Annotated in this window: 20 protein-coding genes; 7 read left to right on the forward strand and 13 right to left on the reverse strand. The window is 69.5% G+C overall.

The genetic code is table 11. The features are described from left to right. Positions 1-62: 62 nt before the first annotated feature. From dapA to B0W80_RS01310, 4 genes are read right to left on the reverse strand one after another with little or no spacing between them, the layout of a single operon-like run. Positions 63-953, reverse strand: a complete 891-nt coding sequence (gene dapA / locus B0W80_RS01300) for a 4-hydroxy-tetrahydrodipicolinate synthase (RefSeq protein WP_076997291.1) — start codon at positions 951-953, stop codon at positions 63-65. A 59-nt stretch (positions 954-1,012) separates the two neighbouring features. Continuing rightward, on the reverse strand, positions 1,013-1,522 hold the full coding sequence (locus B0W80_RS01305; protein WP_306171824.1) for a bifunctional 2-polyprenyl-6-hydroxyphenol methylase/3-demethylubiquinol 3-O-methyltransferase UbiG: 510 nt from the start codon (positions 1,520-1,522) through the stop codon (positions 1,013-1,015). A gap of 32 nt (positions 1,523-1,554) precedes the next feature. Beyond that, complete coding sequence (locus tag B0W80_RS35320) at positions 1,555-1,695, reverse strand: hypothetical protein (protein ID WP_179106802.1); 141 nt, start codon at positions 1,693-1,695, stop codon at positions 1,555-1,557. An 18-nt stretch (positions 1,696-1,713) separates the two neighbouring features. Next, positions 1,714-2,931, reverse strand: coding sequence for an MFS transporter (locus tag B0W80_RS01310; protein ID WP_076997293.1), 1,218 nt, complete (start codon positions 2,929-2,931; stop codon positions 1,714-1,716). A gap of 163 nt (positions 2,932-3,094) precedes the next feature. On the opposite strand from B0W80_RS01310, the gene B0W80_RS01315 reads away from it, so the two are divergent. The 5 genes from B0W80_RS01315 (at position 3,095) to B0W80_RS01335 (ending at position 9,940) form a co-directional block, all read left to right on the forward strand. Next, a complete protein-coding gene (locus B0W80_RS01315; RefSeq protein ID WP_076997294.1) occupies positions 3,095-5,071 on the forward strand; it encodes a DNA topoisomerase IV subunit B in 1,977 nt (658 codons plus the stop codon). 99 nt (positions 5,072-5,170) lie between these two features. Further along, positions 5,171-6,097, forward strand: a complete 927-nt coding sequence (locus B0W80_RS01320) for a lytic transglycosylase domain-containing protein (protein WP_076997295.1) — start codon at positions 5,171-5,173, stop codon at positions 6,095-6,097. Positions 6,098-6,134: 37 nt separating this feature from the next. Further along, a complete protein-coding gene (locus B0W80_RS01325; RefSeq protein WP_076997296.1) occupies positions 6,135-7,238 on the forward strand; it encodes a kelch repeat-containing protein in 1,104 nt (367 codons plus the stop codon). A 110-nt stretch (positions 7,239-7,348) separates the two neighbouring features. Beyond that, the gene (gene parC, locus B0W80_RS01330; RefSeq protein WP_076997297.1) at positions 7,349-9,736 is read left to right on the forward strand and encodes a DNA topoisomerase IV subunit A; all 2,388 of its coding nucleotides are present in this window, start codon (positions 7,349-7,351) and stop codon (positions 9,734-9,736) included. Between the two features lie 12 nt (positions 9,737-9,748). Next, positions 9,749-9,940 carry a hypothetical protein gene (locus B0W80_RS01335; RefSeq protein ID WP_076997298.1) on the forward strand — a complete coding sequence of 64 codons (192 nt, stop codon included), beginning with the start codon at positions 9,749-9,751 and terminating at the stop codon, positions 9,938-9,940. Positions 9,941-10,041: 101 nt separating this feature from the next. Here the strand turns inward: B0W80_RS01335 and B0W80_RS01340 are convergent, their stop codons facing one another. The 7 genes from B0W80_RS01340 to B0W80_RS01370 all read right to left on the reverse strand — a co-directional run bounded on the left by B0W80_RS01340 (position 10,042) and on the right by B0W80_RS01370 (position 17,733). Further along, the gene (locus B0W80_RS01340) at positions 10,042-10,560 is read right to left on the reverse strand and encodes a M23 family metallopeptidase (RefSeq protein WP_083745115.1); all 519 of its coding nucleotides are present in this window, start codon (positions 10,558-10,560) and stop codon (positions 10,042-10,044) included. 32 nt (positions 10,561-10,592) lie between these two features. Continuing rightward, entirely contained in the window at positions 10,593-11,633 is a 1,041-nt protein-coding gene (locus tag B0W80_RS01345) for a L,D-transpeptidase family protein (protein WP_076997299.1), read from the reverse strand. 145 nt (positions 11,634-11,778) lie between these two features. Further along, positions 11,779-12,756 (reverse strand): D-2-hydroxyacid dehydrogenase family protein, encoded by a 978-nt coding sequence (locus tag B0W80_RS01350; protein WP_076997300.1) that lies wholly within the window; start codon positions 12,754-12,756, stop codon positions 11,779-11,781. Positions 12,757-12,769: 13 nt separating this feature from the next. Then, the gene (locus B0W80_RS01355; RefSeq protein ID WP_076997301.1) at positions 12,770-13,756 is read right to left on the reverse strand and encodes a tripartite tricarboxylate transporter substrate binding protein; all 987 of its coding nucleotides are present in this window, start codon (positions 13,754-13,756) and stop codon (positions 12,770-12,772) included. A 34-nt stretch (positions 13,757-13,790) separates the two neighbouring features. Continuing rightward, on the reverse strand, positions 13,791-15,893 hold the full coding sequence (locus tag B0W80_RS01360) for an acetate--CoA ligase family protein (RefSeq protein ID WP_076997302.1): 2,103 nt from the start codon (positions 15,891-15,893) through the stop codon (positions 13,791-13,793). Then, positions 15,890-16,699, reverse strand: a complete 810-nt coding sequence (locus tag B0W80_RS01365) for an enoyl-CoA hydratase/isomerase family protein (RefSeq protein WP_076997303.1) — start codon at positions 16,697-16,699, stop codon at positions 15,890-15,892. The genes B0W80_RS01360 and B0W80_RS01365 overlap by 4 nt, the downstream gene beginning before the upstream one ends. A 23-nt stretch (positions 16,700-16,722) precedes the next feature. Further along, positions 16,723-17,733 (reverse strand): tripartite tricarboxylate transporter substrate binding protein, encoded by a 1,011-nt coding sequence (locus tag B0W80_RS01370; RefSeq protein ID WP_076997304.1) that lies wholly within the window; start codon positions 17,731-17,733, stop codon positions 16,723-16,725. A gap of 136 nt (positions 17,734-17,869) precedes the next feature. Here B0W80_RS01370 and B0W80_RS01375 point away from each other — a divergent pair, with 136 nt between their 5' ends. After that, the gene (locus tag B0W80_RS01375) at positions 17,870-18,643 is read left to right on the forward strand and encodes an IclR family transcriptional regulator (protein WP_083745116.1); all 774 of its coding nucleotides are present in this window, start codon (positions 17,870-17,872) and stop codon (positions 18,641-18,643) included. A gap of 116 nt (positions 18,644-18,759) precedes the next feature. Further along, positions 18,760-19,557, forward strand: coding sequence for a CHAP domain-containing protein (locus B0W80_RS34345; protein WP_083745117.1), 798 nt, complete (start codon positions 18,760-18,762; stop codon positions 19,555-19,557). A 15-nt stretch (positions 19,558-19,572) separates the two neighbouring features. Here the strand turns inward: B0W80_RS34345 and acnA are convergent, their stop codons facing one another. Together acnA and B0W80_RS01390 are read right to left on the reverse strand one after the other, a co-directional pair. Then, positions 19,573-22,350, reverse strand: coding sequence for an aconitate hydratase AcnA (gene acnA / locus B0W80_RS01385; RefSeq protein ID WP_083745118.1), 2,778 nt, complete (start codon positions 22,348-22,350; stop codon positions 19,573-19,575). A 23-nt stretch (positions 22,351-22,373) separates the two neighbouring features. Next, positions 22,374-23,336: a tripartite tricarboxylate transporter substrate binding protein gene (locus B0W80_RS01390; protein ID WP_076997306.1), complete on the reverse strand. Its 963-nt coding sequence runs from the start codon at positions 23,334-23,336 to the stop codon at positions 22,374-22,376. Between the last annotated feature and the right edge of the window lie 103 nt (positions 23,337-23,439).

Here is a 23,439-nt window from a genome sequence, read left to right on the forward strand (position 1 = left end):
AGAGCGCCGGTCGTGCAAAAGGTTGCCGGCGTTCGTGTACGGCGGGTAAAGATGAGGTGGAATCAATCCTTGAGCAGGCCGCTGGCGCGCAACGCGGTTTCGACCACGGGGCGGGCGGATTCTGCGAGCTCGGTCAGCGGCAGGCGCAGCGCGCCGCCGCACAGGCCCATGCGTGCCATGGCCCACTTCAACGGGATCGGGTTGGGCTCGACGAACAGATGGCGATGCAGCGGCATCAGCTCGAACTGGATCTGCATCGCGCCCTTCGCGTCGCCGGCCAATGCGGCCACGCACAGCTCGTGCATCTTGCGCGGCGCCACGTTGGCCGTGACGCTGATGTTGCCCTGGCCACCGCAGAGCATCAGGGCGACGGCGGTCGGGTCGTCACCGGAATAGACGGCGAACTCCTTCGGCACATCGCGAATCAGCCACTGGGCCCGCTCGATGTTGCCGGTGGCTTCCTTGATGCCCACGATGCCGGGCACCTGCGCCAGGCGCAGCACCGTGTCGTGCGCCATATCGGCGACCGTGCGGCCCGGCACGTTGTAGAGCACGATGGGCAGGTCGCCCACCGCCTCGGCGATGGCCTTGAAGTGCAGGTACTGGCCTTCCTGCGTCGGCTTGTTGTAGTAGGGCACCACCTGCAATTGCGAATCGGCGCCCACGCCCTTGGCGAACTTGGCCAGCTCGATCGCTTCCTTGGTGGAGTTCGCGCCGCAGCCGGCCATCACGGGCACGCGGCCCCGGGCCTGCTCGACCGAAACGCGGATGATCTCGCAGTGCTCCTCGACATCGACCGTGGGCGATTCACCCGTGGTGCCGACCACGCCGAGGCAATCGGTGCCTTCGTCGATGTGCCAGTCGATCAGCCGGCGCAGGGCGGGATAGTCGACGCTGCCGTCGTCGTGCATCGGCGTGACGAGCGCGACGATGCTGCCTGTCAGTTGCTCCAAGGGGGTCTCTTTGTCGGTTGACGAAAAGCAGCCATTCTACTGACTGGCCCGCCGCTGGCTCAGAGAGGGTAACGCCGAGGCGTTACACCGGCCGCGTTGGCTTCGCGGACGGCAGCGATGCGCTGCACGAAGCGGTCGGGCTCGGCGACGAAGCCGTCCTCGTAGGCGATCACCCGCAGCCCGGCGCAAGCGGCCAGCAACTCGCCCGGCTGCAGCAGGAAATCGGCACGCGACGGCTTGCCGACGCTCTCGTTGCCCGACGCGAAGGTTTCGTAGAGCAGCACGCCGCCCGGCGCCACGGCCGCGACGATGTCGGGCAGGCGCGCACGCCAGAGGTAATTGGTGACGATCACCGCGCCGAAGGCCTGGCCGGCGAAGGGCCAGGTGCCGTTCTCGATGTCGGCCAGCACGGTCCGGCCGAAGCGGGAGGCGGAGGTCAGCGCCTCGGGCGCGCGGTCGACGCCGGTGACGGCATGGCCGCGCTCGCCGAACCAGCGCATGTGCCGGCCGGCACCGCAGGCCACGTCGAGCACGCTGGCCCCGGGCGCCGGCAGGTGCGACCAGCGCACGATCCAGGGCGAGGGCGGAAGGTCGTCGTGGTTCAGAAGCAGGCCCAGATCTGGTCGACCAGCGTCACGAGAAACGCCGGGCGGGTGTAGAGCGCGAAGACGCCGAGCAGCGCCAGCGTGGCAGCCGACAGCCAGCCGGCCTTGAAGAGGTGATGGCGGGTGCTCGGCTTCATGGCGGACTGAACGTCAGGTCAGGCCGGCTGCGGGGCAGGGCGCGCGATGGCGCCTTCCTTGACCGGAAGATTGACGAGCGCCGCGAACACGCCCAGCGCGATCGCGATGTACCAGACGATGTCGTAGCTGCCGGTCGTGTCGTACAGATAGCCGCCCAGCCAGACCCCGAGGAACGAGCCCACCTGGTGGCTCAGGAACACGAAGCCGCCCAGCATCGAGAGGTGGGCCACGCCGAAGATCTGGGCCACGATGCCGCTGGTCAGCGGCACGGTCGACAGCCACAGGAAGCCCATCACGGCGGCGAACAGGTACACCGACAGTGGCGAGATCGGCGAAAACACGAAGACCGCGATGGCCACCGCCCGCCCCAGGTAGATGGCGGCCAGCAGCTTGCGCTTGGCCAGCCGCGCGCCCAGCTCGCCCGCAATGTAGGTGCCGAACACGTTGAAGAGCCCCACCAGCGCCAGCGCATAGCTCGCCACCTCCGGCGACAGCCCGCGGTCGCGCAGGTAGCTCGGCAGGTGCACGCCGATGAACACCACCTGGAAGCCGCAGACGAAGTAGCCCGCGGTCAGCAACACGAAACTGGGGTAGCGAAAGGCCTCGCGCACCGCCTGCATGATGGTCTGGTCGCGACGCGCCAGCGAGCTGGTGCCGCGCAGCGGCTCGCGCAGACCGAAGGCGAGCGGCACGATCACGAGCACCATGGCGGCCAGCACCAGCAGCGCGTTGTGCCAGCCCAGCCCGGCGATCAGCCGGCCTTCGATCGGCACCATCAGGAACTGCCCGAACGAGCCGGCCGCGGCGGCCACGCCCATGGCCCAGGAGCGTCGCTCCGCCGGAATCTGCCGCCCGATCACGCCGTAGATCACCGCGTAGGTGGTGCCGGCCTGGGCCGCGCCGATCAGGATGCCGGCCGTCAACGCGAACAGGAAGGGCGTGGGCGACAGCGCCATGCCCGCCAGCCCGAGCGCGTAGAGCACCGCCCCGGCCAGCAGCACCCGGAAGGCGCCCCACTTGTCGGCCAGCATGCCGGCGAAGACGCCGATCACGCCCCAGGCCAGGTTCTGGATCGCGATGGCGAGCGAGAAGCTCTGGCGGGTCCAACCGTTCTCCTGCGTGATCGGCTGCAGCCAGAGCCCGAAGCCGTGGCGGATGCCCATCGAAAGGGTGACGATCATGGCGCCGCAGAAGAGAACCTGCTTGAGCGACAGCGGCTGGGAGGAGGCGTGCATCCAAGGGAATGTAGCCAAAAGCGCCGCCGCGCGCCGGGCGCGGGCGTGACAGGCATTGTTGATATCTGGGCCCGCCATTGATGCGCGGCAGGCATCGGTGCGAAGGGGCGGGCTCTGTATGCCCATACAGACCGGGCCGTTCCCATGCCTACAATCCGCCCCCATGGCGACTCCCAGCAAGACCCCCCCGGCCTATTCCGAAGGCTCGATCCGCGTGCTCAAGGGCCTCGAGCCCGTCAAGCAGCGCCCGGGCATGTACACCCGCACCGACAACCCGCTGCACATCATCCAGGAAGTGCTCGACAACGCCGCCGACGAGGCCTTGGCCGGCCACGGCAAGAAGATCAAGGTGACGCTGCACGTGGACGGCTCGGTGAGCATCGACGACGATGGCCGCGGCATCCCCTTCGGCCTGCACCCGGAAGAAAAGGCCCCGGTGGTCGAACTGGTCTTCACCCGCCTGCATGCCGGCGGCAAGTTCGACAAGGGTGCCGGCGGCGCCTACAGCTTCTCGGGCGGCCTGCACGGCGTCGGCGTGTCGGTGACCAATGCGCTGTCGAAGCGGCTGGAAGTTCAATCCTTCCGCGACGGATCGGCCGCGCGCATCGCGTTTTCCGGCGGCGACGTGGTCGAGCCGCTGCAGGTGCGCCCGGCCGAAACCGGCGAGCGCCGCTCGGGCACCACGGTGCGCGCCTGGCCCGACGCGAAATACTTCGAATCGCCCGCCCTGCCGGTCAACGAGCTGACGCACCTGCTGCGCAGCAAGGCCGTGCTGATGCCGGGCGTCACCGTGACGCTGGTGGTCGAGAAGACCAAGGAGACGCAGCAGTGGCTCTACAAGGGCGGCCTGCGCGACTACCTGATGCAGACGCTCAATGCCGACCCGGTGATCCCGCTGTTCGAGGGCGCGGGCCATGCCGACAAGAACGCGGACAACTTCGCCGAGGGCGAAGGCGCGGAATGGTGCGTGGCCTTCACCGAAGAGGGCCAGCCGGTGCGCGAGAGCTACGTCAACCTCATTCCCACCAGCGCCGGCGGCACGCACGAAAGCGGCCTGCGCGACGGCCTGTTCAATGCGGTCAAGAGCTTCGTCGAGCTGCACTCGCTCATGCCCAAGGGAGTGAAGCTGCTGCCCGAGGACGTGTTCGCGCGCGCCTCCTATGTGCTGTCGGCCAAGGTGCTCGACCCGCAGTTCCAGGGCCAGATCAAGGAGCGGCTCAACTCGCGCGATGCGGTGCGGCTGGTGTCGAGCTTCGTGCGGCCCGCGCTGGAGCTGTGGCTCAACCAGCATGTCGACTACGGCAAGCGGCTGGCCGAGCTGGCCATCAAGGCCGCGCAGACGCGCCAGCGCGCCGGCCAGAAGGTCGAGAAGCGCAAGGGCTCCGGCGTGGCCGTGCTGCCCGGCAAACTCACCGACTGCGAGAGCAAGGACGTGGCCCACAACGAGGTCTTCCTGGTCGAGGGCGACTCGGCCGGCGGCAGCGCCAAGATGGGCCGCGACAAGGAAAGCCAGGCCATCCTGCCGCTGCGCGGCAAGGTGCTCAACACCTGGGAAGTGGAGCGCGACCGCCTGTTCGCCAACAACGAGATCCACGACATCTCGGTCGCCATCGGCGTCGACCCGCACGGGCCCGACGACTCGCCCGATCTCTCGGGTCTGCGCTACGGAAAGATCTGCATCCTGTCGGATGCCGACGTGGACGGCTCGCACATCCAGGTGCTGCTGCTCACGCTGTTCTTCCGCCATTTCCCGAAGCTCATCGACACCGGCCACGTGTACGTCGCCAAGCCGCCGCTGTTCCGCGTCGACGCACCGGCGCGCGGCAAGAAGCCGGCCTCCAAGATGTACGCGCTCGACGAAGGCGAACTCACGGCCATCCTCGACAAGCTGCGCAAGGACGGCGTGCGCGAAGGCGCCTGGACCATCAGCCGCTTCAAGGGCCTGGGCGAGATGAGCGCCGAGCAGCTGTGGGAGACCACGCTGAACCCCGACACCCGTCGCCTCCTGCAGGTGCGCCTGGGCCGCTTCGACCTGCAGGGCACGCAGGGCGAGATCACCAAGCTGATGGGCAAGGGCGAGGCCGCGGCGCGGCGCGAACTCATGGAGTTACGCGCCGACGACGTCGAGGTGGACGTCTAGCGAAGCCGTCGCGCGCCTGGGCTTGCCCGCCCGTGGCGTGGGGCCGTCCCGGCGCTTTACATGGCTTCCGGGTTTCATCGACGACAATCGCCCCCGGCGATGAACCCCAGACACGCTCCCGGCCGCTGGTGGCGGCTCCAACTGATCACGTTGGCCCTGCTCGCATGGCTGCCGCTTGCGCACGCCTCCGACATCTTCGGGTACGTCGACGACAAAGGCACGGCGCACTTCGCGTCGGAAAAGCTCGACGAGCGCTACCAGCTTTTCTTTCGCGGCGGCCAGGCCTTCGACACGGCCAAGGGCGTCGGCCCGCTGGCTCGCGGCCGCGCGGGCACCATCGACGGCAAGGTGCCGCGCGCCTCGCAATCGCTGCTGGCCCTGTTCGAGGCCTCGCCCAGCTACCGCCCGGCGCAGAAGGCGCTGCGCGAGGCGGCCAAGCGCCACGACATCGACTACGAACTGCTTCAGGCCCTGGTCGCGACCGAGTCCGGGTTCGACGCGCAGGCCGTTTCGCCCAAGGGCGCGATGGGCCTGATGCAACTGATGCCGGCCACCGCGCAGCGCTACGGTGTAGGCCCCGACAAGCGCGGCACGACCGAGAAGAAGCTGTTCGATCCGCACATCAACATCGCCGCGGGCTCGCGTTACCTCGACGACCTGATGACCATGTTCGCCGGCGATGTCGAACTGGCGCTCGCGGCCTACAACGCGGGCGAGGGCGCGGTGCAGCGCGCCGGCAACAAGATCCCCAATTACCGCGAGACGCAGAACTACGTGAAGACGGTGCTGCAGCTCTACGCCTACCTCAAGCCTTCCGCGGCCGCCGGCGGCGGCAAGGCGCCGGGCCGTGTGCGGATGGAACTCGCGGCCCCACGCGGCGGCGCACTGGGGCGCGGCAACATGCCGTCATCGTCGCCCGGTGCGGTGCCTGCCATGCCCGAACTGGCCGAAGCGCCACAAGCCGCGCCCGAGGCCGATGCGAACGCGCCGGCGCTCAGGCTGTCGAACCGCATCTCCAGGCAATAGCGACAAGCAACCAGCAACCAGCAACCAGGAGGCCGCCATGCAGCGCCGACGACTCGTCCTCGCAAGCGCTGCCGCTGCCCTCGGCGGCGCGGCCCATGCGCAATCGCTGGCGCCCGCGCCGTCGTCGTCCGAGCCCTACGCCAAACTGCAGGGCGGTGTGCCGCACCACATGACGCCCGAGCAGGAATCGCAGCGCGTCATCGACAGCCCCGCGCCCGCCGGCACGCCCGGGCGCTGGGTGCCACGCGCGGCGCTGCCGATTCCGCGCAGCGAGATGGCCTGGGCCACCGCCACTCAGGGCCGCATGCACATCGTGGGCGGCTACGGCGAGGGCGCGGTCAACCGCGACTATCACCACGTCTACGACCCGGCCGCCGACCGCTGGCTGTCCGGCGCGCCGTTGCCGCGCGGCGCCAACCACGTGGCCGTGGCCGCGGAAGGCGGGCGGGTGTGGGCCTTCGGCGGCTTCACCGAGCAGAACCGGCGCTCCGACGACAAGGCCTACGTCTACGAGATCGCGGCCGACCGCTGGACCGCCATCGCGCCGCTGCCGCGACCGCGCGGCGCGGCGGCCGCGGTGGTGCTCGACGGCAAGCTGCACCTGATCGGCGGCGCTTCCGAGCCCGCTGCCGAGCGCGCCAGCGTGGGCTGGCACGAGGTCTACGACCCCCAGGCCGATCGCTGGACCGCACGCAAGCCGCTGCCCGGGGCACGCGACCACGTCGGTTGCGTGGCAGACGACGGCCGCATCCACGTGATCGGCGGGCGCTTCAACACCTTCGAATACAACACCGACCTGCACCACGTGTACCTGCCGGCGCGCGACACCTGGGAGCTGCGCGCGCCGCTGCCGACTTCGCGTTCGGGCCATGGGCTGGTGGTGTACCGCGGGCGCTACTACGCCATGGGCGGCGAGGGCGGCTTTCTGGTCGGCGGCGTGCCGCACCAGGCCAAGGTGTTCGGGCAAATGGAAAGCTACGACCCTCGCACCGATCGCTGGCAGCGCCATGCGCCGATGCTCACGCCGCGCCATGCGGTGGGCGCGACGGTGATCGGGGACTGGATCTACGTCGCGGGCGGCGGCGCGGTGCTCGGCGGCAGCGTGCAGTCGGCGGTGCACGAGGCGTTCACGCTGGGCTGACTTACTCCCTCTCCCAGAGAGAGGGAGCAAGACCAAGCGCCCCTCACCACCGCACAGGTAGCGAGCCAGGCGCCCCCACTACACTTCCCCCTCTTTCAGTTTCTCTCCCCATGGATTCCCAACCCCCTCTCGATTTCCAGAGCCCTGAAGAGGACGGGGCCCTCACCCTGGCCGATTACGCGCAGACCGCCTACCTCGAATACGCGTTGTCGGTCGTCAAGGGCCGGGCGCTCCCCGACGTCAGCGACGGCCAGAAGCCCGTGCAGCGGCGCATCCTCTATTCGATGTCGCGCATGGGTCTGGGCTTCGGCGGTGCCAACGGCACGGTCGGCGCCAAGCCGGTCAAGAGCGCGCGCGTGGTCGGCGACGTGCTGGGCCGCTTCCATCCGCACGGCGACCAGGCCGCTTACGACGCGCTGGTGCGCATGGCGCAGGACTTCTCGCAGCGCTACCCGCTGGTCGACGGCCAGGGCAACTTCGGCAGCCGCGACGGCGACGGCGCCGCGGCCATGCGCTACACCGAGGCCCGCCTCTCACGCATCACCAGCCTGCTGCTCGACGAGATCGACGAAGGCACGGTCGACTTCATTCCCAACTACGACGGCTCCACCGACGAGCCCCGCCTGCTGCCGGCGCGCCTGCCCTTCACGCTGCTCAACGGCGCCAGCGGCATCGCGGTCGGCCTGGCCACCGAGATCCCGAGCCACAACCTGCGCGAAGTGGCAGACGCCTGCGTGGCGCTGATCAAGTCCAACGGCAAGCTGCCCGACGAGGAACTGTTTGCGCTCGTCCCCGGCCCCGACTACCCGGGCGGCGCGCAGATCATCAGCAGCGCGGCCGACATCGCCGAGGCCTACCGCACCGGCCGCGGCTCGCTCAAGGTGCGCGCGCGCTGGAAGATCGAGGACCTGGCGCGCGGCCAGTGGCAACTGGTGGTCAACGAGCTGCCGCCCGGCGTCAGCTCGCAGAAGGTGCTCGAAGAGATCGAGGAACTCACCAACCCCAAGGTGCGCGCCGGCAAGAAGGCGCTGACGGCCGAGCAGACCCAGCTCAAGGCCACCGTGCTCGCGGTGCTCGACAGCGTGCGCGACGAGTCGAGCAAGGACGCGCTGGTGCGCCTGGTGTTCGAGCCCAAGACCTCGCGCATCAGCCAGGAGGAGTTCATCACCACGCTGCTGGCGCAGACCTCGCTGGAAAGCTCGGCCTCCATCAACCTCACGATGGTGGGCATCGACGGCAAGCCGACGCAGAAGTCGCTGCGCCAGATGCTCAACGAGTGGATCGCCTTCCGCGAGATCACGGTCGAGCGGCGTTCGCGCCACCGCCTGGGCAAGGTGCAGGACCGCATCCACATCCTCGAAGGGCGGCAGCTGGTGCTGCTCAATATCGACGAGGTGATCGCGATCATCCGCGCGGCCGACGAACCCAAGGCGGCGCTGATCGCGCGCTTCGGTCTCACCGAGCGCCAGGCCGAAGACATCCTCGACATCCGGTTGCGCCAGCTGGCGCGGCTGGAAGCCATCAAGATCGAGCAGGAGCTCAAGGGCCTGCGCGAGGAACAGAAAAAGCTCGAAGACATCCTCGCCAGCCCGGCCGCGCTGCGCCGCCTGCTGGTGAAGGAAATCGAGTCCGACGCCAAGACCTTCGAAGACCCGCGCCGCACTTTCATCCAGGCCGAGAAGCGCGCCGTGGCCGAGGTGCGCGTGGTCGACGAGCCGGTGACGGTGATCGTTTCGCAGAAGGGCTGGGTGCGCACGCAGAAGGGCTGGGCCAGCGAGCGCGCGGCCGGCGGCGGTGCCGCGCCCGAATACAGCTTCAAGTCCGGCGATGCGCTCTACGGCGCCTTCGAATGCCGCAGCGTCGACACGCTGCTGGTCTTCGGCACCGCCAAGGACAAGAGCGTGCGCGTGTACACGGTGGCCGTGGCTTCGCTGCCGGGCGGCCGCGGCGACGGCCAGCCGATCACCACGCTGATCGAGCTCGAAAGCGGCACGCATCCCGCGCACTACTTCGCCGGCCCCCTGGGCGCCGCGCTGCTGTTGTCGAGCACAGGCGGCTACGGCTTCATCGCCACGGTCGAGAACATGATCTCGCGTCAGCGCGGCGGCAAGGCCTTCGTCGACGTGGGCGAGGGCGAGCAGCTGTGCCGGCCTTCGCTGGTCGGCGGCGCAAGCGGTGCCGAGCCGCTGCCACCGGCCACCAACGTGGCCTGTGCCTCGACCAACGGCCGCATCCTGACCTTCGAGATCCTCGAGATGAAGGCGCTGCCCAAGGGCGGCCGCGGCCTGACGCTGATCGACCTCGAACCGAAGGACACGCTGGCCGGCGCTGCGGCCTACACGCGCAGCGTGAAGATCGAAGGCATCGGCCGCGGCGCCAAGGAGCGCGAGGAAACGCTGGAGATCCGCAGCCTCAACAACGCCCGCGGCAGCCGCGCGCGCAAGGGCAAGGCGGCGGACCTGGGCTTCAAGCCGACCGGCGTGTCGCGCGTCCTTTGAGGAGGCCGAGTCATGGGTGCTGATTTCGGGCCGGTCACCATCTTCGTGCTGGTCGTCACCAGCGCCTGCAGCTTCCTCGTGGCGCGCTGGCTCTCGAAGCGCGTGCGCAACGCCAAGCGGGAGCGCGAGCGCAAGGCGCGCGAGGCCGCCGACAGCCGCCAGGTGCGGCGTGCGCGCGAGCGGCAGCGCTCGGGGCGCGGTTGATCGGTGCACTCATCCCGCACTGGTTGTCGCACTCGTCGCCGCGTAATTCGACACGCTGATCGCCTGACAGGTTCGACCTCGCGGCCGACCCCTGCCGATCGTCAGCGCGCCGCGCGCCAGGCGCAGTAGGGGTTCAGCGCCTCGCCCTTCCACCATTGCTTTTCCGGACCGAGCAGGAACACGGCGAAGTGCAGGTGCGGCGCGTCGGGCGCCGCGTTGCCGGTCGTGCCGACGTAGCCGATCAGGTCGCCGCGCCGAAGCTGCGCGCCCTCGCGCAGGCCTTCGGCATAGCGGTCGAGGTGCGCGTAGTAGTAGGCCAACTGGCTCGCCGGATCGAACTGGTAGACGGTCAGGCCGCCCGGCTTGCTGTCGAACAGCTTGACCAGCTTGCCATCGTCCACCGCGCGCACCGGCGTGCCGCGCGGCGCCATGATGTCGAGCGCCTCGTGCCGGTGGCCCGGGCGGCCTTCGTCGAAGGTGTCGCGCACAGCCCGGGGCTGGATGCCGTCGACCGGAAACTGCAGCGCGCGGGCAGCGAGCAGGCTCAGGCCGGGACTCTCGGCGCAAGCATCGGCCATGGCCCAGCCGGGCACGGCGAGCCAGGCGCACGCCACTGCCATTCGCCAGCCCGTCAAGCGCACCGGACGCCCTTTCAGGCCTTGACCTCGACCGCGAAGCCCGCCTTGGCCAGTTGCGACAGGCGCGCCGCGTCCCAATTGGTCAGGTGGATGCAGCCATTCGTCTCCTCGTGCCCCACGCGATCCGGTGCCGGCGTGCCATGAATGCCCCAGTGCGGCTTCGACAACCCCAGCCACACGTTGCCGATCGGGTTGTTGGGGCCTGCCGCGATCTGCATCTTCGACGCGCCCGCCGGCGCCTTCTTGAGGATCGACGGGTCGTAGGTGAAGGTCGGGTCTTTCACTTCGTTGATGATCTTCATCTTGCCCAGCGGCAGCGGGTCGAGCGGCCCGCCGATGCTGATCGGGAAGCCCGCGAGCGGCGTGCCCGAGCCATCGAGCACGAAGAGCATGTGATCGCTCTTGTCGATCTCGATCGACTTCGCGGCCTTGACCACGGCCGCATCGGCCGCGCCGGTGATGTTGACGACCACGATCTCGTCGCCTGCCTGGAACTTGGCGCCTTTGTTGAGGGCCGCCAGGGCCTTGGGCGCCATGTGGTGCCGCTCGGACAAGGCCTCCTGCAGGCTCTGGTAGCCCATCGACTTGAGCTTCGCGCGTTCGGCCATGTCCTCCGGCGTCTTTTCATACGGGCCGGCCACGTCCTTGTCGGTGATGGCATAGGTCGTGAACAGCGGCTGCGCGTCGGTCTCGAGCGCGGCCCAGGTCGCGGCATCGACCTTGCCCGACTGCGCCAGGTCCTTGTACTTCTGGAAGGCCGTCACCACGCGCCGCATGTTGGTGCCGAAGCCGCCGTCGATCTCGCCGGGCGAGAACCAGGCGCGATCGAGAAGGATCTGCGCGCGCATGACCGCGGCGCCACGAGAGCCTTGCGCGAGCACCGGTGTTTCGGCGGCCGCGTTGAGCTTGTCGAGTCCCGCGGGGCCGGATGCCTCGGGGGCTGCTTTCGAAGCACTCTTCGTGGCGGCGTGTACCAGCCATGGCGTGGCGCTTGCAGTGCCCATCGCCAGGCAGACGGCGGTGCGCAGGAATTGTCGGCGTGCAGAGAACGTCATCGCAGGGCCTGGGAGTGGAGTTGGCCGCACATTAGGGCCCGTCGCTCTCTGCGCCCTGTAGTCTCAGACAGACACAATGCCTCGGCCCGCGCCGCATTCACGCAGGCCGCCGGCGCAACGACCCAGCCTGACGTTGGCGGAGGCCTCAGCCGCGCAGAGCCGCCAACGCCTCGACATTGACGGCCTCGGTCAGGCTGCCGTCCGCGAAGCGATTGACGTTGTCGAAGGCGATGCCGAAGTAGCGCTCGTAGTTGTCGCGTTCCACGTAGCCGATGTGCGGCGTGCACAAGGCGTTCGGCAGGCCAAGCAGCGGATGGGCAGCGCCCTGCACGGGCTCGTGCTCGAACACGTCGATGGCCGCGAAGCCGGGGCGTCCGCGACGCAGCGCGCGTTCGAGCGCACCCGTGGCGATCAGCTCGGCACGGCTGGTGTTCACCAGCAGGGCGGTGGGCTTCATGCGGTCCAGGTCTTCTTCGTTCACGATGCCCGTCGTCTGCGCGTTCAGGCGCACGTGCAGGCTGATCACATCGCTCTCCGCGAAGAAGGCCTCGCGCGACGGCGCGACCTCGAAGCCGTCGGCGCGCGCCGCCTGCGTCGAGGCCTCGCGGCCCCATATCCAGACCTTCATGCCGAACACGCGTCCGTAGGCCGCGACCTGCCGGCCGATGCGGCCGTAGCTCCACACGCCCAGGCGCTGCCCGCCGAGCTGCTGGCCCAGGTGGCCCTGCCACAGCCCCTGCTGCAGCCGGTTGGCTTCCTGCACCAGGTGGCGCCGGCTCGCCAGCACGAGCGCCCAGGTCAGCTCGGCCGTCGACGAGCCCGCGCCGCGGCCTTCGGTCACCACCACGCCGCGCGCGGTGCAGGCGGCCAAGTCGACGTGGCCCGCGAGCTTGCCGGTCTGGCTGATGAGGCGCAGGCGCGACAGGCGATCGAGCAAGGCCGCGTCGATGCGCGTGCGTTCGCGCGTCAGCACGATCGCGTCGGCATCGGCAAAACGCGCGGCGAGCGCATCGGTGCCTTTGACCGTGTCGTTGTGGATGCGGACTTCGTGGCCCGCCAGGCGCGCGAAGCAATCGAGCGTTCGCACGCAGTCCTGGTAGTCGTCGGGGATGACGATGCGCATGGCGAGCCGGCTCCTATTGCAGCGTGATGTTCAGCTGCTCGACCGTGCGCTTCCACAGCACCAGGTCGTCGCGCACCAGCGCCGTGAACTCGGCCGGCGGCATGCCGCCCGGCTCGATGCCTTGAGCCTGGAAGATCTCGCGCACTTCCTGCGTGTCGAGGGCGCGCTTCACTTCCGCGTGAAGGCGCTGCATCACGGGCGCCGGTGTGCCGGCGCGCAGCAGCAGCCCGTACCAGCCATGCACGTCGAAGCCGGGGTAGCCTTGCTCGGCCACGGTCGGCACATCGGGCAGGCCGGCGAAGCGGGTCTTGGGCGCCACCGCCAGCGCGCGCAGCTTGCCGGCCTTGATCTGCGACAGCGCCGAGCTCATGTCGAGAAACATGAACTGGATCTGTCCGCCCAGCAAATCCTGCACCGCCGGCCCGGCGCCGCGGTAGGGCACGTGGGTCGCGCGGATGCCGGCGCGCTGCGCGAAGAGCGCCGCGCCCAGGTGCGCCGACGTGCCGTTGCCCGACGAGCCGTACGACAGGCTGTCGGGCTTGGCCTTGGCCATCGCGACCAGTTCCTGCAGCGTCTTCGCCGGGAACTCGGGCCGCACCACCACCGCATGCGGGATGAAGCCGACCACCGTCAGCGGCGCGAAGTCCTTCAGCGTGTCGAAGGGGTAGTTGGCCATCAGCGCCGGATTGGTCACGGCCAGGATCGACGGGAAGACCATCGTGTAGCCATCGGCCGGCCCCCGCGCGACCTCGCTCATGCCGATGACGCCGCCGCCACCGGGCTTGTTGTCGACGATCACCGGTTGGCCGAGGCTTGCCGACATGGTCTTGCCGATGGCACGCGCCATCAGGTCGGTCGGCCCGCCGGGCGCGAAGGGCACCACGATGCGGATCGGCTTCGACGGAAAGGCCTGCGCGAAAGCGGACGGTGCCAGGGCCGAGAGCGCGAGGCCGGCGCCGAGCGTGGCGTTGAAGCGGCGGCGCGAGAAGTTGTGACGCATGCGTTGTCTCCTTGTTGTGTGATCGAGGTGGTTGTCAGGCCGCGAGCACGGCCACACCGTCCGCGGCGCGCACGCCCTGGCCGCGCGGCAGCACGAAGATCGGGTTGATCTCGGCCTCGACGAGTCGATCGCCCAGCGCCGCGGCCATGCGCGAGAAGGCGACGATCGCATCGGCCAGTGCGTCGACGTCGCATACCGGCCGGCCGCGGAAGCCGTCGAGCAGTGGCCAGGTCTTGAGCTCGCGCACCAGTGCGAGGGCCTGTGCGCGCGTCAGGCCTTCGGGCGGCAGCATGCGCAGCGCGGTGTCCTTCAGCAGCTCGGCCGTCACGCCGCCCATGCCCAGCAGAATCGCGCTGCCCAGCGGGTCGCGATGAAAGCCTAGGATCAGCTCCACGCCGCCGCTCACCATCTCCTGCACGAGGAAGCGTCGGGGCTGCACGCCGGTACGTGCCTCGACGTCGGAAGCCATGCGCGCCAGGCGCTCGCCGATCGCATCGGCCGTGACATTGACCGCCACGCCGCCCACGTCGCTCTTGTGCGTGATCTCGGACGACAGGATCTTGAGCACCACCGCACCGCCCAGCTCACGCGCCGCCGCCTCGGCTTCTCGCGCATCGACGACGACGATCTCGCGCGCGCAAGGCACGCCGAAGCGCGTGAACAGCTGCTTGGCCTGCGCTTCGTCGAGCGAGCCGCGCGGCAGGTCGTCGGGTTCAGGGGACGAAGGCAATGGGTCGCCCGGCACCGGCTCGGCCCAGTCCGCCTGCTGACGCATCGCGGCCAGTGCGCTGGTGCAGCTCTCGGGCGCCATGAAGGCCGGCACGCCGCGCTGGTTGAGCAGGCTCGCGATGCCCGGCGCATGCGGGCTCACGTAGGCCAGCAGCGGCTTGTCGCTGCCGGGCAGGCTGTCGTGGATGGCGTCGGCCATCAGGTCGGGCATCGCCAGACCCGAAGAGCCGACGACCACCACCACCGCGTCGTACGAAGGGCTGCCGAGCAGCGCGCGGATCGCGCCGCGCAGCAGCTGTGGCTGCAGGCCCGCGAGCGTGACGTCGATCGGGTTGCGGTCGAGCACCGCGTGGTCGCCGGACTGCAGCGCACGCAGCGCCGCGGCCGTCTCCGCATCGGGCGCCGGCGCCTCGAAGCCCGCGCTGCCCAGGCTGTCGGCCACCAGCGTGCCGGCACCGCCGGTGGAGGTGAGCACCGCCACGCGCGAGCCGCGCAGCACGCGGCCCGTGACCAGCGCGGCCGGAATGTCCAGCAGGTCCGCGAAGGTCTGCGCGCGGATCACGCCGAGCTCGCGGAACAGCGCGTCGTACATGCGGTCGGCACCGGCCAGTGCACCGGTGTGCGACACCGCGGCCGATGCACCGGCTTCCGAGCGGCCGACCTTGAACACCACCACCGGCTTGCCCTTGCGCGCGGCCTTCAATGCGGCGGCGCGGAACTTGGCCGGATTGCGCAGGCCTTCCATGTAGAGCGCGATCACCGAGGTCGCCTCGTCATCGGCCAGGTGGTCGACGAAGTCCGCGAGGTCGAGGTCCACTTCGTTGCTCGTGGAAATGAGCTTCGACAGCCCGATGCCGCGCGCCGCGGCGCGCGAGAGCAGGGCGCCCAGGATGCCGCCGCTCTGCGACACCACGCCGATGCGGCCGGCCTCGAAGCCTTCCATCTCCAGCGCGCCAGTGGCCGACAGCGTGATGCCGTCGGTCAGGTTCACCAGGCCGATGGTGTTGGGGCCGAGGATGCGCATCGAACCTGCGGCCTCCATCAGCTGGCTTTGGCGGCGCGCGCCTTCCTCGCCGACTTCGGTGTAGCCGCTGGCCAGCACGATCGCGGCCGCGGTGCCGCGTTCGGACAGCGCGCGCACGGCTTCATGGGCGCGTTCGGCGCCCAGCAGCACGATGCCCACGTCGGGCGCTTCGGGCAGCGAGGCCACGTCGGGGTAGCTTTTCAATCCACCGATCTCGGTGGCACGCGGGTTGACCGGGTAGATCGCGCCGGTGAAGCCGTGCTTCTGCAGATACGACACCGGCCTGCCGGCCGTCTTGGTCGGGTCGGCCGAGGCGCCGATCACGGCCACGCTGCGCGGCTTCAGCAGGCGAGCGATGGGGTCCACGTGCTTCGTATCGCTCATGCCCGCTTCCCCTTGGCGCTTTCGAGAAACGCCATCACCGCATCGCGATGCGCCTGTGTGGTGTAGCAGATGCCTTGCGCCTGGCTGCCCTGCGCGAACACCTGTTCGGCCGGCAGCTCGAAGCTCTGGTCGATGATCGACTTGCCCAATGCCAGCGCGGCGGCTGAGCCTTCGCTGAGTTCGCGCGCCCAGGCCTGCGCGTCGGGCAGCAGCGCGTCGGGCCGGCTCAACCGGTCGGCGATGCCGAACGAGAGCGCTTCGGCCGCTTCCACCTTGCGCCCGGTAAAGATCAGCTGTTTCGCGCGTGACAGGCCCACGCGGCGCGGCAGGAAGTACATGCCGCCGCCGTCCGGAATCAGCCCGCGCTTGATGTAGCTCCAGGCGAAGCTCGCTTCTTCGGACGCGATGACGAAATCGCAGGCCAGCGCCATGTCCGCGCCCAGGCCGTTGGCCGAGCCGTTGACGGCCGCGATCACCGGCTTGGGCATGGTGTGCAGCAGCGCGATCGAGTGGTGCACGCGCTGCTGCCGCGTCCAGCCATTGAAGCCGACTTCGCCGGCCGGTGCGTCCATGCGGCGCTGCATGCCCGCCACGTCGCCGCCGGCGCAGAAGCCCTTGCCTGTCCCGGTCAGCACCAGGGCGCGGATGGTCGCATCGGCGGCCACCTGTTCGAGCGCGCCGATCAACTCGGTGCGCATCGCATCGCTGATGGCGTTGCGCTTCTCGGGGCGGTTCAGGGTCAGCGTGGCGATGCCTGCGTCGACCTGCAGCAGCACCAGTTCCTGTGTCTTGATCTCGTCGTTCATCTCGTCGTTCCTCTCTGGTTCATTCAGTCCGCGGTGATGTTGGCGTCCTTGACCACCTTGCGCCAACGCACTTCCTCGGCCTGCACGTAGCGGTCGAGTTCCTCGGGCGCGCCCACCTTGAGCGCGAGGCCTTCCGACTGGGTCTGCTTGACGAAGGCGTCGAGCTTGACCGCGCGGCGCACCGCATCGTTGAGCTTCGCGATCACGTCCTTGGGCGTGCCTGCCGCGGCATAGAGGCCGTACCAGCTCTCCGCGGCATAACCCGCCACGCCGGACTCGGCCAGCGTCGGCACCTCGGCATAGGCCGGCGAGCGCTGCGCGGTGGTCACGGCCAGGGCACGCATCTTTCCGGCGCTGACGAAGGGCTTGGCTGCGGCGGCGGTGGCGAACATCAGGTCGACCTGGCCGCCGAGCAGGTCGGTCATGGCCGGGCCGGCGCCGCGATACGGAACGTGCGTGATGTCCACCTTGGCCAGGCTCTTGAACAGCTCGCCCGCCAGGTGCGCCGAGGTGCCGTTGCCCTGCGACGCGAAGGTCAGCTTGCCCGGCTTGGCCTTCGCTGCCGCCAGCACGTCGGCCACGTTCTTGTAGGGTTGGTCGGCCCGCACCACCAGCACGTTGGGCGACACGCCGATCAGCGCGACCGGCGCGAAGGCCTTGTCGGTGTCGAAGGGCATCTTCGGCTGCAGCGCAGGGTTGACCGCGTGCGCGAAGGTGGACATCACCAGCGTGTAGCCGTCGGGCGCGCTCTTGGCGACCGCATCGGTGCCGATGATGGTGCCGGCGCCGGGCTTGTTGTCGACGATCACCGGCTGGCCCAGCGCCTGCGACATGCCGATGCCGAGGGCGCGCGTGATCGCATCCGTGCCGCCGCCGGGCGCGAAGGGCACGATGATGCGCAGCGGCTTGTCGGGGAAGGCCGCGTGCGCGAACGGGCTGGCGGCGGCCAGCGCGACGAGTGCGGCTGAAGCGGCGAGCAGATGGAAGCCGCGGCGATGCAGGGGCAGGGCGGGCAGGCGAGGGGGTAGGCGCATGGGTGTCTCTCTTTCTTCGCCCAGACCGGAGGTGGCGTTGGGCATGGGAAGAGCTTAGGACGCATACTCCGGCCACGCAGCCCTCCAATTCCACTGAATGGAATTGGCCGCACTCGCCTCTCGAACACTTCCGCCCATGGCCAGCCCCTCCAATCGCTCCCTGGAACGCGGCGTCGAAATCCTGCGCGCCTTCCGCCCCGGCTCCACGCTGCTGGGCAACGGCGAGCTCGCCGCGCGCACCGGCCTGTCGCCGGCCACGGTGAGCCGGCTCACGCAGACGCTGGTCGGCGCCGGCCTGCTGGAGCACGACCGTCCCGCGCGCGCCTATCGGCTGGCCGCGCCGGTGCTGAGCTTCGCGCATGCCATGCGCACCGGCTCGACCGTGCTGCAGGTCGCTGCGCCGCGCATGCGCGCCGTGGCCGAGAAGCTGCGCATCAACGTGGGGCTCGCGGTGGCCGACCGCGCGGAGATGCTGTACCTCGAGTCGATCCGCTACAACCGCAAGGCCTCGCTGCGCAAGGTGGTCAGCGGGCAGCGCGTGCCCATCGAGCTCACCTCGCTGGGCCGCGCGTGGCTCGCGGTGGCGCCGCAGGAGCAGCGCGACGCGCTGTTCGCCGCGTTCGAAGCGCGACGCGCCGACTGGCCGCGGCTGCGCAAGGACATCGACAAGGCCATCGACGGCGTGCATCGGCGCGGCTGGTGCGCCGCCTCGTGGCAGCCCGAGATCGTCGCCGTCGCCACGCCCCTGATGCTGGACGGCGAACGCCTGCACGTGATGAACGCGAGCGTCTCCACCACCGAGCCACCGGGCGAGGTGGCGCTCGAACTCGCGCCGCCACTGCTGGCGCTGCGCGAGCAGATCGAGCGCGAACTGGGCGCGCGCGACCGTAGCATCGACGCCTTGCGCTGAGTCGCCGTAGCGAGGCGCATCGGCGATCGAGCTACGCCTCGGGCTACGCCGTTTGCCAGATGCGTGCGTGCGGGCCGCCCCCTAAGCTGGGCGCGCACGCAGCGCAAGGAGCCGCCATGGACTACCCCGGTCGAATCATCAAGCCCGGCGAAGCCGATGCCTCGGTCGTCAAGGCGGTGCGCGCGCAGCTGCGTCGCATGATGGCGGGCAACACCGATCCGGCGACTGCGCTCGACGCGGACGACGCGGTGTTCGACGCCGACATGAAGCGCGTGGTCAAGCTGTTCCAGGCGCGGCATGTCGATTCGGAAGGCCGGCCGCTCAAGCAGGACGGCGAGATCGGCAGCCTGACCTGGGGCGCGCTCTTCGGCGTCGACACCGTCGCGGCCGAGGCCAACGCCGGCAGCGACCTACTGACGGCCGTGCTGGACATCGCGAGCGCCGAAGAAGCGAAGAAGGTCCGCGAGGTGCCGATGAACTCGAACCGCGGCCCGGACGTCGAGAAGTACCTGGCCCGCGTCGGCGTGCCCGCCGGCCTGCCCTGGTGCTGCGCCTTCGTCTATTACTGCTTCGACGAAGCCGCCAAGCAACTGGGCCGCGCCAACCCGATGGTGCGCACCGCGGGCTGCCTCGACCACTGGAACCGCGCCGTCGCCAAGGGCGCGACGCGCATCCCGGCGGCACGCGCCACGGCCGACCCCACGCTGTTACGGCCCGGGATGATCTTCATCATGGACCACGGCAAAGGTACCGGCCACACGGGCCTCATCGAATCGGTGTCTGCGGGCATCCTCGCCACGATCGAAGGCAACACCGATGCGAGCAAGACACGCGAAGGTGGTGGCGTCTATCGGCTGGCGCGCAAGGTGGGGGAGATCAACAAGGGCTTCATCGACTATGGGCCGGTGGGCTGAAACGCCTTCGCAGCCCTAGGCGAGCGTCACGCCCTGCGTCGCGCTCGGCACCTCGCTCCCGGGCATGGCGTCGGGCAGCTCATGTAGCGGACCGCCCGCTTCAGGCTGAAGCGGCAATGCTGCGTGCGAGGTGTGGTCGCCCGAGGCGATGCCCACGTAGTCGCGCCACACGCGCGGCAGGATGCCGCCGTGGCGCCAGTACTCGACGTCTTCGGCGGTGTCCAGGCGCACGGTCAGCGGCACCGTCTGCACGCTGCCGTCGGTGCGCCGGATCAGGGCCTGCACCCGGGCGCCGACGTCGAGTCCGTCTCCGAGTCCGGTGACGTCGAGGGTCTCGCTGCCGTCCAGCCCCAGCGACTCGGCCGTGGTGCCGGTCTCGAACTGCAGGGGCAGCACGCCCATGCCCACCAGGTTGGTCCGGTGGATGCGCTCGAAGCTTTCGGCGATCACCGTCTTCACGCCGAGCAGCGCCACCCCCTTGGCCGCCCAGTCGCGCGAGGAGCCGCAGCCGTAGTTGCGGCCAGCGATCACGGTGAGCGGCACGCCGCGGCGCAGGTACTCGTTGGCGGCCTCGTAGATGCGCCTGGTGCTGCCTTCGGGCATCAGCTTCGTCATGCCGCCTTCGATGCCGGGCACGATGCGGTTGCGCAGGCGGATGTTGGCGAAGGTGGCGCGCACCGCGACCTCGTGGTTGCCGCGGCGGGTCGTGTAGTTGTTGAAGTCGCGCTTCTCGATGCCCTTTTGGAGCAGGAAGTCCGCCGCGGGCGTGCCCAGGCTGATGGCGCCCGAGGGCGAGATGTGGTCGGTGGTCACCGAGTCGCCGAGGATCGCCAGGGGCCGCATGCCCACGATGTCCTGCACGGCTGCGGGCTGGCGCGTGAGCTGCTCGAAGTAGGGCGGGCGGCGCACGTAGGTGCTGCTCTCCTGCCAGGCGAAGCGTTCGCCGCGCTCGCCGGCCAGCGCGTCCCAGGGCGCACCGCCTTCGAACAGGTCGGCATACTTGGCGCGGAACAGCTCGGGCTCGTAGGCGCCGTCGACGGCCGCCGCGATTTCCTGCGAGGTGGGCCACACGTCGCGCAGGTACACAGGTTGCCCGTCGGCACCGGTGCCCAGGGGCTCGCGGGTGACGTCGATGGTGATCGAGCCGGCCAGCGCATACGCCACCACCAGGGCCGGCGAGCCCAGGTAGGCGGCGCGCACGTTGGGGTGGATGCGCCCTTCGAAGTTGCGGTTGCCGGACAGCACGGCGGTCGCCACCAGCTTCTCGCGTTCGATCGCCTCGGCCAGCGCTTCCGGCAGGGGACCGGAGCCACCGTTGCAGGTGGTGCAGCCGAAGCCGGCGACGTGAAAGCCGAGCGTGTCGAGCGCCTGCTGGAGGCCCGCCTTTTCGAGCACGGCCGCCGTCACGTGGCTGCCCGGCACCAGCGAGGTCTTGACCCAGGGCTGCGTGCGCAGGCCGAGTGCGACCGCCTTCTTCGCCACCAAGCCGGCAGCCATCATGTTCACCGGGTTGGCGGTGTTGGTGCAGCTGGTGATGGCAGCGATGACCACGGCGCCGTCGCGCAGGCTGAAGTCTTCGCCTGCGACGGGGACGGCGCGGGCGCGGTCGACCGGCCGGCCGGCGATCTCCTGGTGGTGCCCCAGGAAGGCCGTTGGCACCGTGTCGAGGTCGAGCCGGTCCTCGGGGTTGCGCGGGCCGGCGAGGCAGGGGCGGATGGTGTCGAGGTCGAGCGTGACCACGTCCTCGAAGGTGGGGGCCGGCGTCGTCTCGTCGCGCCAGAGCTTCTGTGCGCGGGCATAGGCCTCGACCAGGGCCAACTGGGCGTCTTCGCGGCCCGTCATGCGCAGGTAGTCCATGGTGCGCCCGTCGATCGGGAAGTAGACCGCCGTCGCGCCGTACTCGGGCGCCATGTTGGCGATCATGCCGCGGTCGCCGAGCGACAAGGCCTCGAGGCCGTTGCCGAAGAACTCGACGAACTTGCCGACCACGCCGAGGCTGCGCATCTTCTCGGTGATGGCCAGCACCAGGTCGGTGGGCAGCACGCCTTCGCGCAGCCGGCCCTTCACCTCGATGCCCAGCACCTCGGGCAATGCCATGGCGACCGCCTTGCCGACCATCACGGCTTCGGCCTCGATGCCCCCGACCCCCCAGCCCAGCACGCCCAGGCCGTTGATCATGGGTGTGTGGCTGTCGGTACCGACGCAGGTGTCGGGCACGGCGAATTCGCCTTCTTCGTCCGTCTCGGTCCACACCACCTTGCCGATGTGCTCGATGTGGATCTGATGCATGATGCCCTTGCCCGGCGGCACGATGCGCACGCCCTCGAAGCTGCTGCTGCACCAGCGCAGGAAGGCGAAGCGCTCGCCGTTGCGCTCGTACTCCCGCTCGAGGTTGATCCGACGGGCATCGGGGCTGGCCCAGCGGTCGACCTGCAGCGAGTGATCGATGATCACGTCCACCGGCACCTTGGGCCGTACCGCGGAAGCATCGCCGCCGGCTTCGGCCACCGCATCGCGCAGGCCCGCCATGTCGACCAGCATCACCTGGCCCAGGATGTCCTGCCCATAGACCCGAACCGGATAGAAGCTCAGCCCGCTGCCGATGCGGCGCGCCAGCAGCGCGTCGATCTCGGCCTGGGTGTCGACGCCGCGGCTCGCCTGACGCAGCAGGTTCTCGAGCAGGATGCGAAGCGAGAACGGCAATGCGTCGATGCCCGGCACCTGGGCGATGGAAACGTAACGCACCGACCGGCCGGGCAGGGCCAGGTGCTGGATGACGGGTGGGGTTTTCATCGTGTTTCTTTCCACGGGGCGCTTCAGATCAGCCCGACCTTGGTCATCACCGCACGGAGGCGGTCGTGCTCCTGGTCGACGAACTTGCCGAACTCGTCGCCACTGATGACGCTGGACGACCACGCATTGGTCTTCAGCGCCTCCTGCCACACCTTGGTCTTCGTGGCGGCGAGCACGGCATCGGTGAGCTCCTTGCGCTGCGCGGGCGTGAGGTTGGCGGCGCCGTAGACGCCGCGCCAGTTGCCGATCTCGATGTCGTAGCCGGCCTCCTTGAGCGTCGGCGCATCCACGCCCGGCATGCGCGTGGGCGAACCGACGGCCAGTACGCGGAACTGCCCCGCCTCGATGTACTTGGCGAGTTCCGCGTAGCCACCCGTGACGGCGGAGATATGGCCGCCCAGGGTGGCCGAGATCACCTCGCCGCCACCGCCGAAGGGGATGTAGTTGACCTTTGCAACGGGCACGCCTGCCGCGCCGGCCAGCTCCGCCGTGCCGATGTGGTCGACCGAGCCCTTGGAGCCGCCGGCCCACTTCACGCCGGAAGGGTTCTTCTTGAAGTCCGCCATGAGCTCGTCGAAGCTGCGATAGGGCGAGTCCTTGCGCACGGCGATCACGTTGTATTCGGTGAAGAGGCGCGCGATGGGCGTGACGTTCGCCAGCGTGATCTGCGGCTTGTTCTGCACGATGCCGGTGACCATGATCGCGCCCATCACGCACAGCGCGTTCACGTCGCCCTTGGCGCTGTTGCTGAACTGCGCCAGCCCGAGCGTGCCGCCGGCGCCGTTCTTGTTGTCGTACATGGCGCTCTTGGCCGCACCGGCCTCGACGAGGGCCTTGCCCAGCGTTCGCGCCGTCTGGTCGTAGCCGCCGCCAGGCGACCCCGGCGCCATGAAGCGAACCATGTCCAGTGCGTGTGCGGCAGGGGCTGCGGCAAGGAAGCCGGCGGTGGCGGCGATGCTGATGAGACGTTGAAACGAAACGCACATGGGGATCTCCTGGTGGGTGTTCTGGGGTGGCCTCGCGGGACCACGGATCGAAGCCTTTGCGCTTCGGTTGATTGTATTTTGTGATCAATATCATCAAAGTGGG

The sequence above is a fragment of the Variovorax sp. KK3 genome (assembly GCF_001984055.1).
Lineage (GTDB): Bacteria > Pseudomonadota > Gammaproteobacteria > Burkholderiales > Burkholderiaceae_C > Variovorax.

Coding starts and splice junctions, on each gene's coding strand:
- parC (WP_076997297.1), top strand. CDS start 7,349: ATGGATTCCCAACCCCCTCTCGATTTCCAGAGCCCTGAAGAGGACGGG.
- B0W80_RS01310 (WP_076997293.1), bottom strand. CDS start 2,931: ATGCACGCCTCCTCCCAGCCGCTGTCGCTCAAGCAGGTTCTCTTCTGC.
- B0W80_RS01325 (WP_076997296.1), top strand. CDS start 6,135: ATGCAGCGCCGACGACTCGTCCTCGCAAGCGCTGCCGCTGCCCTCGGC.
- B0W80_RS01315 (WP_076997294.1), top strand. CDS start 3,095: ATGGCGACTCCCAGCAAGACCCCCCCGGCCTATTCCGAAGGCTCGATC.
- B0W80_RS35320 (WP_179106802.1), bottom strand. CDS start 1,695: ATGAAGCCGAGCACCCGCCATCACCTCTTCAAGGCCGGCTGGCTGTCG.
- B0W80_RS01345 (WP_076997299.1), bottom strand. CDS start 11,633: ATGACGTTCTCTGCACGCCGACAATTCCTGCGCACCGCCGTCTGCCTG.
- B0W80_RS34345 (WP_083745117.1), top strand. CDS start 18,760: ATGGACTACCCCGGTCGAATCATCAAGCCCGGCGAAGCCGATGCCTCG.
- B0W80_RS01360 (WP_076997302.1), bottom strand. CDS start 15,893: ATGAGCGATACGAAGCACGTGGACCCCATCGCTCGCCTGCTGAAGCCG.
- B0W80_RS01390 (WP_076997306.1), bottom strand. CDS start 23,336: ATGTGCGTTTCGTTTCAACGTCTCATCAGCATCGCCGCCACCGCCGGC.
- B0W80_RS01375 (WP_083745116.1), top strand. CDS start 17,870: ATGGCCAGCCCCTCCAATCGCTCCCTGGAACGCGGCGTCGAAATCCTG.
- B0W80_RS01370 (WP_076997304.1), bottom strand. CDS start 17,733: ATGCGCCTACCCCCTCGCCTGCCCGCCCTGCCCCTGCATCGCCGCGGC.
- B0W80_RS01340 (WP_083745115.1), bottom strand. CDS start 10,560: ATGGCAGTGGCGTGCGCCTGGCTCGCCGTGCCCGGCTGGGCCATGGCC.
- B0W80_RS01355 (WP_076997301.1), bottom strand. CDS start 13,756: ATGCGTCACAACTTCTCGCGCCGCCGCTTCAACGCCACGCTCGGCGCC.
- B0W80_RS01320 (WP_076997295.1), top strand. CDS start 5,171: ATGAACCCCAGACACGCTCCCGGCCGCTGGTGGCGGCTCCAACTGATC.
- B0W80_RS01365 (WP_076997303.1), bottom strand. CDS start 16,699: ATGAACGACGAGATCAAGACACAGGAACTGGTGCTGCTGCAGGTCGAC.
- acnA (WP_083745118.1), bottom strand. CDS start 22,350: ATGAAAACCCCACCCGTCATCCAGCACCTGGCCCTGCCCGGCCGGTCG.
- B0W80_RS01350 (WP_076997300.1), bottom strand. CDS start 12,756: ATGCGCATCGTCATCCCCGACGACTACCAGGACTGCGTGCGAACGCTC.
- B0W80_RS01335 (WP_076997298.1), top strand. CDS start 9,749: ATGGGTGCTGATTTCGGGCCGGTCACCATCTTCGTGCTGGTCGTCACC.